This is a genomic window from Flavobacterium sp. Sd200, from assembly GCF_009826935.1.
In the GTDB taxonomy this organism is placed as follows: Bacteria; Bacteroidota; Bacteroidia; order Flavobacteriales; family Flavobacteriaceae; genus Flavobacterium.
Window position 1 is genome coordinate 68,063 of record NZ_WUMN01000005.1, and the last position, 16,652, is coordinate 84,714.

The following is a 16,652-nucleotide window of genomic DNA, read 5'->3' on the forward strand; positions in this document are numbered from 1 at the left end:
TGGATTATAGATCTCTGATAATTGAAACGTGAAATTTTGAAAAATTGTCAATCTAAACATTATTAATATCCAAAGATTAGGAAGTAAAAAATTATATTGCTTGTTTAATGGCCTATTTGGGTAACGTAATGTCTTTGATAAAACAGAATTGATTACAAGCGACTCCTCATTCTATGGTTTATATTTTTCAAAGAAGGTAAATCTTTGTTATCATTGACTAAATTATAACTTTACATCTATCTACTATGAAGGCTATTTTTTAAGAGTCAAAAACAGCAAAAAAATAATTAATTATTTTAAAACTATCTTTTGCATTCTGGAACCGCCGCTGTATATATAAACAATGTTATCAATTAGACAACTTGGACGTACATGATTCGACTCGTCTATTTCTTTGATATGCCATGTTTTACCTTTATCTAAACTATACAATAAATCATATTGAGTAAAGGCTCCTTTTATATTACCAAGAAATCCTATTATAAGTTTATTATTTGATTTTAAATCTTGAATAATAGAATAATTTTTAAACTTCTTCACTATCTTTTGTTGTTTAGTATCTATATCATAATTTACTATACAAATTTCATTCTGGTTGGTCTTAACATTTCCCGCAATAAGAATCTTGCTATCACCTTGCCTTACTATATTTTTTGGAACTATAGGTAATTCTATTTCTGTTTTAATATCATCAATTTTACCAAAATATGTTTTTTCACTATTGCTAAAAATTGCAAAGGATTTACCTCTGATATTTAATCCTGATAGTATATAATCTCGAACATTGATACTATCTATTATTTGATTATGCTGAAATGAATATAATTTTATTATATCTCTATTATTTGTAAAGTAAATTTTATTATTATCACACCAAATTGAAGATATATTTTTTACTTGTATTAAAGTATTTTTCATCTCTTCTTCTATTTTAAATTGAGTAATAAAAAAATTAAAATCTTCTCTAACATCACTTTGCACTATATAAATTGAGTTATCATAATAAGTTGAAATATCATAATAATGATAATTTGCATTTGAATCTATTTTCATCCAATTATTTCCACCATCAACAGTCTTATAGATATTTGCTTCATATGTTGATTTTGGTAATATATTAGGATCATTTAATTCATCTTCATTTAATTCTTTATAATCTGTTAATGTTCCAAATAAATATCCTTCATTTTCTGTTTTGAAAAACATGTAGGTAAAAGATTGATTTATAGCAGGTATACCTTTACAATTGTACATATAATTATTTTTCTCACTACAGCTAATTAATAAAAGTAAGATCATACTTAATATTAAAAATTTATTCATTAGTTTGTTTTTATTGTTGGTATTTTATCTAAAATTTTATCAATTATTGGGATTGCTTTGTCAGGATCGATACCTTCTCTTAAAGCTTTAGCTTTGACCATAGCTTCGATTTTTTTTCTATTCATTATTAATTCTCCTCCTCTTTTAAGTCCCTCGCCCGGATTGTCTAGCCAATATTCACTGAGTTTTCCCATCATTTCAGTTGCCTGTTCCAAACCTTCTTTACTAGTCAAATCTTTAAAATTTGGAGTAAGGACAACTGCTACTAAATCAACTGTATTCAGCTTATATAATCCTGCATTCCAATAAGCATCTACATGAGAATCGAAAGCAAACTCTTTAAAATCTTTTCCTCCGTTTCTTAATTCAATGGTCGGATCCACTTTTAATTTATCTTCGATTGCAACTTGTAGATTCTTACGTGCATTTTTCAGCCATTGTTTACCCTGTTTAGATAATTGATTGTTTGTTTCATTGGTAAAACGTTGAATATACTTATTACCATAGTTTAAATAATAATCAGGTGCTTTCTTTCCAGGGTTTTGTTTTATAAAATCACGATGTCTCCATTTATAGTAATCAACAGAACCCAATAATGCCTTTGGAAAAGGAGTTGGTTCCATCCCGTCAGGGTCAATCAAATTAATCGGATTCTGATTACAATACACATAAGGATTAACCCCCGGATACTTCTCCATCAACGGGTCAGTACTCAACCAAATACTAACCCTTGGGTTGTAGTACCTTGCGCCGTAGTAATAAAAGCCGGTTTCGGCATCAAGCTCCTTACCGTTAAACTTGTATGGCGTTTCATAATCTTCGGTCAGGCTGTGCTGCTCTGCCATGGTCTCGCCAAAAGGCAAGTTAATAAAAAACTGGTAGGGCTGGCCATTTGCATCTGTTAAATAAGTGCTGGTCCCCAAATGGTCGGGGTGGTAAAAATAAATATTGCCGGGCTCTGGGGCTCTTTGGGCAGTATTATCTTCTTTTACCGTGGCAGTGTTGGGTTCATCTGCGTCCTCATTTTCGGGTTTATACTTTTTAAAGCCGGGCACACCTTTATTGTCTTTAGCCAGCATAGCCGCAAGATCGGCAATTTGCAGTTGGCGCAACTGGTCGGCATTAAAACTATTACCCTCCTTTGGTGCAGGGTTAGCAGTTCTAGGCTCAACAGGCTGCTGTTCGTCTAAAAATATATCGGCCGTCATTTCGCCAATGGCACTCACTATGCGCTGGCTGCCTGCATAATAATGCTTAGAATATTTGCCCTGAGGGTCTACCACAATAAATGCGCTTGGATAGGTAGTGTAGGCATCAAAGGCAACAGTGTTATTTACCAAAGAGCCATTTTCATACAATGCTGCCGAAGCTGCCGATGCTTTTAGCACCCGCTCCCCCCCTGCATCATAAATGTAATGCTGCATATCGTTACCGGCCACCACACGCAGGCGGTTGCTTTCGTCCCAATATAAACTGCGCGGTTGCTGTAAATTATAATGGGTTACCATGTTACCATTTGCATCATACTTGAATTCGTCTGTAACAGTACCTCCGTTTTCAATTGAAAGTACTTTGTGGCTATTTTCTATATATTTATAGGCATTTTTATAAGTATTTTGATTAACAATGCTGCCTCCGTTTTTATGATGCTCCTGATTTTTAACTTCTATACCATGGGTAGTATTATACTCCATCCCTACCTCATAAGTAGAGTTGAAATCATTATTATTTTCATGTTGAGAAATATCTCCAGAAAAATGCCCTTCGGCATGTATAAGCCTGTTTAGGTTGTCGTAAGTATATATATTTTCAAAATCGCCTCCCATATTATTATAAGTAGTAGGACTCGCAGAATTGTATTGCCATGTTATATTACCTACTCTATCATAACTGTACTGATTTTTAATAATACTTTCGCCAGTGGCTGTTAATACATTAAGGTTTTTAAGTCTGCGCATTTCGGGAGTATATTCATAATACGTGTCTGTGCCATTACCATAAAGCAGATAGGTTCGCTGCTCATAATAATCATATTCCATGCGCTGCACATACAGGTAGTTATCGCTGTTTCTTGTTCCTTCTATAGTGTTTAAATTTCCTCCAAGGTCATAACTGTAACGCACCTTTTCTCTATCAGGATATATAATCATTTTAACCCTGTTCCAACTGTCATATTCAAACATAGTTTCAAAAGTACGCGTAGGTATGTTAGGACCTACAATTGTACGCTTATTATATATCATTTCGCCCATGTTTCCATATTCAAAATGCTGCTCTCCGGTGGCATCTTTTTGATAGATGAGCCTGCCGGTAGTATTTCCTGAACCGGGCACACCATATTCATAGACAACATTGGCTATGTTATCGTTTCCGTTAACAGGAGGATATTTAATTTTTTTAAGACGGTTAAAATCGTATTCGTATTTGATAAACCTGTCTTCGGGCAAAAGATTTAAATTTGCCGCAAGGTTTGCCGTTTGCAGCTTGACAAGGTTGCTTGCAAGATCATAATAGTAAGTTGTTCTACCATTATCCGGATGGTCTATACCTTTTTTACGACCAGCAAGATCATAAATATACTTAGTAACCAAGCCTTCATTATCTGTATAGGTTTTTATCTCGCCAATAGTAGTATAAGTAAATCTTGTCCAAATATTGGTAGTACCGGTACTGCTCTCCAATATATTTTTTGTAGAAGTAACTTTACCTGTAATATCTTTAAAAACTTCTGTAATTATTTTATTATTATTATTTTGTTCTACAACAGATCGAACCGAAGCAGCCAGATTACCATAAAAATCATTTTGTATTGTGTATATATTTTCAGAAATATTACCCTCCTGATCCATACTTGAAGTTGGCCTGTCTGCCACATCATATTGTGTTTTTGAAAAATGTTGCGTTTGATATTCATTAAACAGTATATTAACTTCGCAATTTTTTTCTTCATACCATGGGTTGCGCTGCTCTGAAGCACGACCAAACTCGTCATAGAATACTATACCAGACACAGACATTCGCTCCTGCATATCAGGTTTTTCAGGCAATCCGGCATTCATTTCAATATCTTTTTTAACCTGTACAGGTCTGGCAAGCCCATCAGAAAATGTTATGGTTTCTATATCGTTTCCGGGATGGTCCGGGTCATAATGTTTAGTTATGGCAAGTGGCATAAATCTATCATGATAAATACTATCAAAACATGCTAAATTGTATACCTCATTTAAAGTAGGATAATACTCAAACTTAATAGTATAAGGTATCGCCAGCTCTGACTCTTTGGGACCTATAATATATCTTAACCTTCCAAAGCTGTCATATTCATACTGAGAGATATTAGAAGCCATGTCTTTAGTTGATAGTATTTTGTCAAATCTGTAATCATATTCACTTATAGAGCTTTGTCCATACGCATCTGCTATTGCTTTAATATATTTATGTTCAACATCATCATATTTGTAATCGTAATACATGCTTTGACCTGATAAATTAGCAGGATAAGTTACTTTTTTGAGGTTACCATAAGAATCATATTCCATTGTAGTTATTAATTCATCTTGGCCGGCTCCCATGTAAACATTTATACTAAGAACATCACCTGTATATGTATCTACCGTAGTAGTCCTTTTTCTTAATATGGCAGACGAATTGAGTGGCGTTACCACAATACTTTTAGGCACATTGATAATATGGTTTTCATTTAATCCCGGTTCATCATGATACGTAATTTGGGTACTATAATCATCTTCTGTTATTTCGGCACCGAAATTGATATATTTAATTACCCTTCCATACGAATCGTAATCCATGAAAGATTGTGTAAACAAAGGATTAGTAGAGTCAAATTCATATAAATAAGTATCAGTGGCGGTAAGTACAACTGCTGCACCTTTTCTTCCTTCCTGCCCTCCTGTATCAAAATTTGAAGGAAGAAAACCCGTTTCCAACAATCCGGTACTTGTGTTTAAGGGTCTAAGCTTATAGGTATTTAACGTTTTAGAATAAAGTGCATCTTCATCACTGCCTTTCATCATATATGCCTCTTTAAGAAGACCATTCAAAAAGTAGCTTTCGTTATGGTAAAGACTAATATTCGTTCTGTAAACATCGCCTGGTTGACCATCTACTTCAAGCCTGTCAATAGTTTTTACAGTTTCAAAACCATAAAATTCTCTCTCCCTACGATCGTAGCGGGCGTTTATGTATTCGTATTTTTTACGATAAACATCTACACCATCTCCCTCCATATCATATCCGTCTTCTACTACAACATCGGTCATTACCCATTTTGCATGGGGATTATCATACGTAGGACGCACAACATCATAATTTACTGTAAACCTGCCTCCAAGCGGGTTGTATACTGCCTTGAGCATATCTGTTCTTCTTATTCTTGAAGGGTGTACTTTAACGCGCCCCGGAGAGATCTCTTCTAACAGATCGGGGTAGCCATCTCCATCAAAATCTGAAATAGTTTTTTGAGTATTGCTGGTAGAAGTACTTCTCGAAACAGATGCAGATGCAGAAACTATTTTAATAGGAATTACTGTAAAAAATAAATATAGCGGAAAAATATAAGAGTATGTAAATCCTACATTTATAGATGAAGTTGTAGTATTATTAGCCCTTTTGAGATTAAAATCAGACCATGTAACCTGTGGCTCAAAACTATTACCGTCATTCAGCCTTACATATAATCCGTTATTATCGCTTGTCACAATATCCGGCAATCCATCAGAATTTATATCTATGAGTGTATTTTCTGTGTGACTAAGGCTTTTTCCAAGAGTATAACCGCCCTGTATACTGGCATTATTAATACTGGTTCCTAATCCTAAACCTGCTCCGTAGGCAGTAGAACTTCCTTTATTAATTTCAAAACCTTGCCATAATGACTCCTGATTAGGCTGATCATATTCATTTGTATTAAACTGGTTATTATTACCATAACTCATTTTAACAAAGATATTATTACCTGATTTTTCCAGCCTGTCGGCAAGACCATCACCATTTATATCAGCCCACAATTTTGTACCTTCATCACGGCCACTGCTAAATTCTCCTGAAATACCCGCACTAACGCCGCCATTAAATAAATTAAATTTAGCTTTCTTTATATTTGTCCCTGCTGTTTCGGCTGGAGTACCCACAGGAGCAGTAGAACTTTGCTGGTCTGCCCCTTCAGAACCACCGTTTTTCTTACCCATGTAAAAACTGCCACTGGCCGATATACCCCAACTGCTGCTGCCTGTTTCGCCTATATTACCCTCAAACGGGCTTGTTATCTGGCTTGTATTATATAAACCACCCGTTCTTCTTGTAAACTGTACATTACTGTGAGAAATAAGATCGGGATAACGGTCTCCGTTTAGATCCACATAATCAGTAATAGAGATACTTTCTCCATCAAGAGATTTAGAGCCTGATACGTTTACCTGTCCAAAACCTCCACCTGCAGAGATATTTTTGCTTTGACCTCTTGAAAATCTTGATATAGCATAAGCCCCTGTTTGTAAAACATCCTGTGTAATTTCTGTTTCAGGTTCTTCAATTCCATCAAAAACCCTGTTAAGCAATTCTGCCCTGTATGAAGATGCCGAAGCATAGCTTTCAAAATGGCTACCCACCCAACGTTCTACCACCCCACCGTTTACATAATCGCGCTGTGGCCTTGCAGTAATAAACGGTACATTAATTACATCCGAATATTCATTTTGAAAATCAAGTAAGTCCTGTTCAACCGTATTAGAAGGATTGTCAAGGTCTGCCTGATCAAGGTTCATATCGTTAATTTCGTTTACAGCCTCGTTTATGCGTTCACCCCTTTGCTGGGTTATTTCAAGGGCTTCTTCTTTAATTAAACTTCCCTGAAGTCCACCTGACAATGGTGTTGTAGGGCCAGTAACATTTTCGGGAACATACATAAACTGACCCCACTGGCGATACATTGGTCCAAACTGGGGTGCTACCTTGTGGTACAGGTTTACATTTTGTTTATAAAGATCGTAAACCTGGTTATTGGACGTAAAAGTTACAGTAGCAACCTTTGCTGTTGCCTGGGCTATTTTGCCCAATAACGACTCTTGACCTATATTTAGTGCAGTATCATCAATATAGTATCCTATTTCTATTTTATTACCTGCTGTAATATTAGTAGTTATATCTCCGGTACCATAAGATACTGAGCCGTTAGTAACAGTAATTTGCTTTTTGCCAACAAGGTCCCCGTTTTTCTTAACTACAAAATACAGGCTGCCATTATCTGTACCGGAAAATATATTGCTCAAATAAGGCTGTATATTGCAACTGCCCGTCATGAGTGGTGTGTACCTGCTATAAGGTTGCGAACACGCATACATTTTATATATAGAATAATCAGGTATAGGATATTTATTTTCGTTAGTTTCTACACTTCCTTCAATAGTATTTCCATTTTCTGCAATAATGTTCTGATCTGTATTACAAACCATTACAGGCTTCCATTCACATTCTTTCCAGTTAACATTAGAAGTGGCACTTACCTTAAAATAAAATGTAGTATATCCGCCCGTACTGTTTGCCGTAGCCTCTATTTGGCCAAGGTCAATCCCCGAAATTTGGTTAGAGCCTTCGGTTACCAGTACATTTTGGTTAGCAGGGCACACTTTCCTGAATATTGGTGTCTCCGTATATGCCTGATGACTATTAGAATCGTTATCCGAACTTTGGTACACTCTTTTAAATATTTCGTAGGTAATTTCGTCGCTTGGATTGTGGCTTAGCTGTATATCGGGCCATGAAATAGATGCTGTTCCGGTACCCGGAAATACCACCTCTCCACTACTGTCTGCCAATATAAACCCATCAGAATAGGAGGTTTTATATAAATCTAAACCATTCTCGTCAGTCTCATTAACAATGGCTGCATTAGTATATTCCACTCTTGGGTTCCAGTTTACAGCAGGATTGCCATTGTCTATGCTATGCACCCTAAAGTATATTTTGTCACCTTTTTTTACATATAAAGAAGACTGGTGAGGATTGCATGAAGTACTATAATTTGTTATGGTGTTGTTAACGCTGGCATTGCCTGCATTTAACTGTGCACCAAACAACTGACAAAGCTCGCCGGGCTGTGGGCAGGTTGTAGGAGTTGACGGTTCAGGATTGGCGGTTCGTTGTTGTGCTTGTTCATGTTCTATTTGTTGTAGTTCTTTTATAGCTTTTTCTTTGTTTTGGAGCCTTATTTTCCTTTCTAATTCCTTAAGCCCTTTTTGATAAGCATTGTATTGAACTTCAATATCAAGAGGTAACATTTCATTTAGTTGTTCAATTTGTTTCTGGTCATTGATAATTTCATTCTTATTGTCATACCAAGTCGAATGGTCTTCATATTTTTTAAAAATATAAAGACTTTTAAGTGATCGGTAATTTTTGTTGTTGTTGTTGTTGTTGTTGTTGTTGTTGTTAAAATCAAATACCATTTCTAATGGGGATGAAATAAAAGAAGTATTCATAATTTCATCTGAAGCTTCCCACCTTTTTAAAGCTAATATCTCTGACTCTTTTGTAACTTTGGCATTCTGAAATGGATTTACATATTCATAATTAATTTCTCTGGGAAAGAGAGATTCACAATTTTGTGAAATAGTGAAATTATAAGTAGCGGATTGATTAGGATTACTTACAGATACAAAACTTATTGTATTTAGAACATCATTACTTAATATTTTCAACCTATATTCCTGATTACCTATTGGCTGAAGTACTTGTACAGTGGGGTAATTTAATTGCAATGCTTGTTGAAATGCACCAAAATTATTGATCAAGTTAAAAGGGCCACCTGGTAATAATATTCCATCAATGTAGCAGTTAACTGATACTCCAGCCAGACCAGTTGATAGCAATGTGCCAGACATCTCTGACTCTAACACAAAACCTGGGCTATCAGACCAATTTGTCCCATCAAAAGAAAATTCTCCTTTAAGAGTACCTGTCAGGTTTGCAGTTGAAATAAAATAAATTAATTGGTCCAATCTCTGTGTAAATTGCATTTCAAAATCAAAAGCCCCAGGATAAGGAGCTAAAAATGCTGCTGCTTTATTTTCATAACTTAAACCCGAATAAGGTATATTTGAAGTGTTTAAAATAGTTGATATCCATGCTGGTATATTTACAGAAGAGTTTAAACTTCGCATTGATGTATCAAACAAAGAGTCGTCATAGTAATTTGAATAATCGTAGGTATAGAAAGGTGGCAGTACTGTTAGATCACTTGGGCATTGATTTAATGCCCCGACAAATTCATTTCCATGTATTATAAATAATTTATTCGGAGAAGCGTTCATAATACTAGAGTCGTATATGGTATTATTCAAAATAAGGTGTTTAAACCTATTTGAGAAAAATGTACATTGACCTGATATATTGGGATAGACTGGATTTTGAGAATTAATATATAATCCTGGCGCAAAAAAAGTTCTTCCACCCATCATAAGATAACCAGTAATATTAATTGTAGTCGTTGGAGCAAAAAAACTGGTATAATAGCATGCCGGTGAATCATCATTTTTCATCTCCACCGTTACCATCGATTCCTTATTGGTATCAGTAAGTTCAATATCATTAATAATTTTAATATTACCATCAGCCGGGGCTTCCCAAACTTTTACCACATCCTGCTTTGGATATTCTATTTCTTCCTCGTCAACAATCTCAATTTCTTTTGGTGCTGCAGTAATTACCATATTTTCGGTTAGTTTACTGTCTGCTTCAAAAAAAGGTATGCCATTAGCATCAAGCCTGTTAAAATACACCCTGCCATAGCGCACTATATCGGGCAGGCCGTCGCCATTGCCGTCGGTAAAAAATATATCAGCCTCCGAGTTTGAACGCGCAGTGTTTAAGCCTGCAAAAGCACTCACTCCAAACAACCCTGCCGATATACTGAAATTTGTACTGCGCGATGTGCCTTCCTGTCGGTAAAATTTATCCATACCCTGTATAGTATGTACCGAACCAAAAGAGTGGTTTACCTGTACCCTGTTGTCTTGATCGTAGGTTACGTTAATAGCATGCTTTTTATAAAATATAGTGCTGCCATTGCTCCACACAATATCTTCAAGGCCATCGCCATCAAGATCTATAAGCTGTGTTAACGATTCTGATTTATCCCATCCAAAATCCATCCCTAAACCAAAAGTAGTCATGTTAGAAAATGTATTCCACCCTATACCAATACCTACCCGTGCCCCGGCATTATATGAGGTAGATTTTGCACTCCCCAACGCTGCCCCGGCACTTTGGTAAGATGGTATAGTACCCTGAATTAAAAAATCCTGGTTTCTGAATGTAGGACAATCAGGATTTCCTGAAGAGGAAGAACTTGTTAGCCCAATAGTAAAATCATTACCAACGGTTGAAAAATAATTATATGACAATGAATTGTTTGAAAATCTTGGTAATGACGATGATGGCGAGGCACAATGCACAAATGGATATGTTTGCCCACTTACGGCTATGGTACTCATTATTGTTTGGGCATTAGGTATTGTAATGGTAACATTATTGCCCGCTACAGATACCTGAGCTCCGGGATATGCATTTTGAAGTGCAGTTACAAATGCTGAATTTTGACCTGCTGTTAAATAATATCTCGCAGCATAGTTCCCTAATCGCTGGCCGTTTATGGAAACAGATAACTGGAGGGGCTGGCTACTGTTGCTCACATTTAAATTTTCATCAGCATAATCAGATGCCCATGCCGGAATATCAACTACATAAGTACCAGGGTCTGCATCAGTCTCTGAAATGTAAGTGTTAAGACTATAGTCAGGTCTTGAGGCGTAAAATACTATCGAAAAGAAATCTCTTTCGTACCAATTAGTGGTTGAACTTGTACCCGGTGGAGCATAAGATACATCCGTAAGTCCATGATACAAGTAAGATTGATTAGTAATTGTCTGTACTGTTATATCCTTCCCTGCAAATATATTGTTAAAAACACTGGTTGCCTTATTACCGAATAAAGGAGATTGCACAGCAAATGAATAACTGTCTATTGGAACAGTAGCAGGACATAAGTTTTGCATTACCACAGTATTATTAGGACCACTTACAGCATGTGTTAAACTAATACCAGCTGTGTTCGTTACCATGTTGCCTGAAGTACCAAACGTTACACTATATACTCCAGTTGGATGAAAAATACATTCTGTCGTAGCAGATGTGGGTAAGTAATGTTCCAAACTTTTACTTGTATAACTATATCTATACGTTTGCGGTATAGGAAATGTAACAGTATAGCACTGTCCCGGTGCCTCTGGGCAACCATGATACAATATTAATCCTGCAACCGTGGGGCAATTATCTTCAATATCGCAAATACCATCGCCATCACTATCTACACAGGGCTCATCTTCGGCACATATACTTACTTCCGTTTCCGGATCAAAATACGTAACAGTACCATTTTCTGTAAGATCATCATAATACTCAAAAGTATGTGTATAATGGTCTTCATCATTAGGGCTTGCTTCTGTAACACTAAGCAGCCTTGTTTTGCCAAGCCTGCTTAATTCCTGGTCATGGTTAAGAGTATATCTGCGTATAAGGTCTTCTTTATAGCTTACATCTATATACTTTAGAAGGTAGGGGTCTACCTGCTTAATACCAAGCCTGCCCGATACTGTAGCATCCTTTCTTATATTAGTATCTTTAATAAACTTAACACTATAGTGCCCTGATTCTCTCAGGTCTCCAGTATACCAAATCTCTTCAAGATAAAATACCTGCCCATTTTCAAGATTAGCGTTTGCACCTGTTGGTGTAGGTATCACTGTATTATCATATAAATAACGCATTGTATTGCCATATATATCCTGTACAGAGCACAACCCCCAATGCACTACCCTTCCCTGTGCATCTTTTATAACTGCATTGTCCATAAGACCGCTTCGGTCTCCGCCATACCAGCTTATGGTTCCATCTGTGTCCGTAACTTTCCAGTAATATTCTTCAGGTGCACCACCCAAACGCTCAATTTTTGCAAAACTTCCCTGTTTACGGGGTATAAATATTTTTGCATTACCGGTTAATTCATCAAAACGGTATTGCGGTTCTGTACTGTACACTCCACCGGTAACATCCTGATGGCGGTGTGGCATATAACCATTAGGATACATTAACTGTTCTCCATTCAGACTATACAATTCTGTCTCCTCTTCCGGGTCAAATATTGGCGTTCCCCATCGGGTGTCTATACTAATGGCAGGAGTATTTAGGCTCCAGCCATTGCCTACCCAGCTATTGCCTCCATTATTACTGTATTGCAACCCAATCTGTGGCTGCATACCACGACGTCCTGCTGGTATTTTTATTGGATAGGACACATTAGCATCTCCCTTTTGCGATGCCTCCGGCGGACTAATAAGTGTAATCTCTGCCGATGGATCGGCAGCTTTAACATCGCTCATCATTGTGGGCATAAAGGCATTGGTTTCCGGACTATCAGGTGCTTGTATTACTCCATTAATATAATCAGTAAAATGAGTTGTTTTAGAAAATATTACTTGCTTTTTCGCATCTACACTGTCTACTTCTATAGCTCTCCAGCTTTTAGAACTTGTATCAAAATAATAAGTTTTAATGTCTTTTGGAGAGTAACCTGTTGGTAAAAGTTTTGCATCATAACTTATACTTATATTTACAGCCTTATTAAAGCGAATGCCATCCGGAAGAAATCTATAAGCACTCGCGCCTTTGGTCACATTTATTACGCCCGAACCTAATGGTGCAATATCTATATGGCGCAGTTTAGTTACAGAAAGTATTTTATCTGTATTTAATGCGCTGTCATTGATTGTTAAAGATGCTCCTTCTAAACTTAATTCATTAGAAGTAAAAGATTTACATTCTATAGTTTTAGTAAAATCCTTTTCATCTATGGCAAACTTTTGATCTGCCTCCAAAATATTGTCAATAAACAAAAGCTCCTGCCCTAAAAAACCTTGCGTGCTTACTGCTTTAACAGGTATAAATTTGTTCTTTTTTATTTCTTCAGTAATACTTATAAATCCTTCAAATTCGGCATTTGTAATTTTAAGTTCTTCACTGCCTGCATATACTTTGGCACTTTTATCATTACTCCTTAAAAATCCTTTTATATATAATTTATTGTCTTTGACAAGTGTAGTAACATTGCCCGGTAAAACTAACTGCTGTTGTATTTCGTTAGTCTTTTCTATTTCTATAGTTAAATCCTTTATTTTATAATAATATCCGGCTTGTTTAGGAATTGTAAACAATATACTATTCTCGCCCTCTTTTAACCACTTACCGTCTATCTCCTCTTTTTGCTGGGACCAACCAAGTTGCTTTTTTATAATATGCCCCCCTAACGACTGCCTTTCGTTAATACTGCGGGCAACCGAAAGATGATCGGTAAGTCCATAAAGTTTATAGCTCAGATACACTTTTGTATTGGCTTCCGGTAACTGATCTATTTGTATTTTAAAAAGATTATCCTGAGGGCTGTCAACCGGGTTTTCTTTAGACATGCCAATTACACCCTCTTTTATATCAGCACTGAAAACCATACGGGAATTTACATTGCCCCCACTAACTTTCTTATGACCTGTATTAACTTTTTGAACAGAATTAGATAATGTTTTACTGCTTAATGAGTTTTGCAGAATGTTACTATTTATTTCTTCAGATTCTTCCCATTTGTAATATGAACCTTTATGAATATTTTTTTCCTTTTTATGAATATATGCATAAATGATGCCCTGCGCAGGTGCAACAAATGTACTGTGAAGCATAGCAAACAAAACAATATGGTGTAAAACGCCTACAACGCGTTTTTTATTTGCGTAGGTTTTATTGTGGCTCATAAATAAAGTGGTGATTTAGTTTGGTTATTGTTTTATTCGATGATTAATTTTACAGATTCTTCTTTACCATCTATTACCGCAGTAATTAAGTAAATACCCGCTGTTGATAAACTCTCGGTATACGTATAATCCTTAATTCTTCCCAAGTCTTTAACTAAGTAAGACTTGCCTTCCATAGAGTTTATCTTAAGGACTACAGAAGATTCTTTACTGAGTTTGAAGTCTACATTAAAGGGTAGTGAATTTTTAGATGGGTTGGAATAAACTGTCCAACCCGAATTTAAAGCAGTTTTCACAACTGTAAACGGCATTTTTTTTTCACAACCGTTAGCATTCACTACTTTCAGATAATATTCACCAGGCTGAGTAGCCGTAAAAATTTCTGATGTTGAAACAATTTGATCATGAGATAGCCATTGATAAGAAAAATCATTATTACTTATGGAGGCAGTAACTAATGTTTCTTTATCATTACCCATATACCATATAGGAGCAATTGAGATATCTTTATCAGTAAAAGGCTCTAAATCTATGTTTGTAGTTTTGGTATTTTTTTTTGCATCAGTAACCGTAAGTATATACTTACCATATTCCAATCCCGAAAATTCAAAACTACCGTCTTTAATTATTTGCTCTTTGTTTGTATTTTTAGACTTAAGAGTAATCTGATAAGGAGACTCTCCACCAGCTACAGATAATTTAATACTACCTGAAGATGTTTTGCTACAATCAGCAACATTCTCATTATTAAAAAAGAAATCCGGTCCTTTAATAAAGGTAAAAATATCAGAACCGCTATTATCCTTATCCCAATAAACTTTATCAAAATAAATATAATCGTTGTCTTCAAATGTTTGTTTGATATAACGCGCAGCTGTATAATCGAATGTTCTGCCATTAATATCATTAATAGCAAGCCAAAAACTTTCGGTATCACTCTCTTGGGTTAACCCTAATTCTTTTTTGCCTATACGCACTTGGGTTGAAATAGTATCAAATATATTTTGGTTAGTGCATTGCATCTTCCAAAGGCGTTTAATAATTTTTATATCATCGCTATTTTTATTCTTTTTAAAATTAATGTCGCCCAAATTATCACCCCAAACATAAAACAACTGATTTCTAACATCATATTTGTTTTTAGCATTTGTAGTGTCAATAGTTCCAAATCCGATGTAAAGTCCATCTTTTTCTGCATTCCCGGATTGTTTCTGATACAGGCTCATATCATTATCGCGCCCAATACCGGTAACACGGTTGCTAAATATTTTATTTTTTTTATAATTCCAGATTGTATCTTTCGCTGTACTTAAATAATTAAATTCTCCTAATACCGAAATACCATATTTTAAAGACAAATACGTTTCGATACTTTGTCGTTCATTAGCATTTAGAAGTCTTGGATAATAAATTACTTCCAAAAGCTGACGCTGGCCTAACTTATCATCAATGTAGAGGTCATCAATAGTAATGTGATTATTTTTTTTACCCTTTTTATTGAGAGCAGAGATATAACTGATAATTATGCCATTTTTAGCGTCAACTTTTTTATAAGCTATTTCTTCCTCATTTTTAAGTTGCTTATTACTTATAAAAGTTTCGCTTTTACCTTTAGTTATTGTAAAAGCAATTTCCTCCTGATCAATTTCAGATTTAAAAACACAAAAAAAAGAATATTTATCTTCAACAATATTTTTATAATTTGTTTTTTTTAAATCATTATGACTGAGTATTTTATTAAAGTTAAAATACTGTTTATCAATATTATCAAAGTTATTTTCAATACTTTTTTCTTGAGCAACCAAATCAGTAGCTTTTAACCAGATTGAATATCCGTCAATACCGCCCGGCGATTGGGCATTTACGCTACATAGAACAACAAATAGAAGAAGAACATAAAAATATTTCATAACGTGGTGTTTATGAAACAAATATATATTAAAATACAATTCAAAAACAAAAATTATGTTAAATTAACATAATGTTTTAAATTAAATTCAACACTAAATATAAATACTCAAATTATATTTAGGATTCAAAATAACAAAAAAGGTTCATTAATAATATTTAAAGAATTAATAAAAACACCTACAAATGAAATTTTGATGTTTAAAAAGTTGGATAATTTTAATAAATATTTACCGATTAATGGATTAATAAATGTAGATAATTAATAGTAAAAGAACTTAATGATAAGTTATCTCACCTATCTTATTATATCTGATGTAAACACCCTTAAATTAGTTTTGAACTTATATGAATCAAAACTAATTAAATGTTCGCTATTATTTAATTTTTCATTTACTTATATCCGGATGCCAAATCAAATGCTCTTACAGAACAATATCAAAATGAAAACATATAAAAAAACAGAAGCAACCCGAAAGCTACTTCTGTCAAAAAAATTAATTTTCACCATCATTAATCCTATATTGCTATTTTAGGATTAGTCAAAAA

Annotated in this window: 3 protein-coding genes; all 3 read right to left on the reverse strand. The window is 35.0% G+C overall.

Features of this window, described 5'->3' with window-relative positions; translation table 11 throughout:
• Nucleotides 1–291: 291 nt before the first annotated feature.
• Genes GR160_RS13985 through GR160_RS13995 form a run of 3 tightly spaced genes read right to left on the reverse strand, consistent with a single transcriptional unit; the run spans nucleotide 292 to nucleotide 16,105 of the window.
• Nucleotides 292–1,323 carry a hypothetical protein gene (locus GR160_RS13985; protein ID WP_160750509.1) on the reverse strand — a complete coding sequence of 344 codons (1,032 nt, stop codon included), beginning with the start codon at nucleotides 1,321–1,323 and terminating at the stop codon, nucleotides 292–294.
• The gene (locus GR160_RS13990) at nucleotides 1,323–14,195 is read right to left on the reverse strand and encodes a SpvB/TcaC N-terminal domain-containing protein (protein ID WP_160750510.1); all 12,873 of its coding nucleotides are present in this window, start codon (nucleotides 14,193–14,195) and stop codon (nucleotides 1,323–1,325) included. Before GR160_RS13990 ends, GR160_RS13985 begins: the two co-directional genes overlap by 1 nt.
• A gap of 32 nt (nucleotides 14,196–14,227) precedes the next feature.
• A complete protein-coding gene (locus tag GR160_RS13995; RefSeq protein ID WP_160750511.1) occupies nucleotides 14,228–16,105 on the reverse strand; it encodes a hypothetical protein in 1,878 nt (625 codons plus the stop codon).
• Between the last annotated feature and the right edge of the window lie 547 nt (nucleotides 16,106–16,652).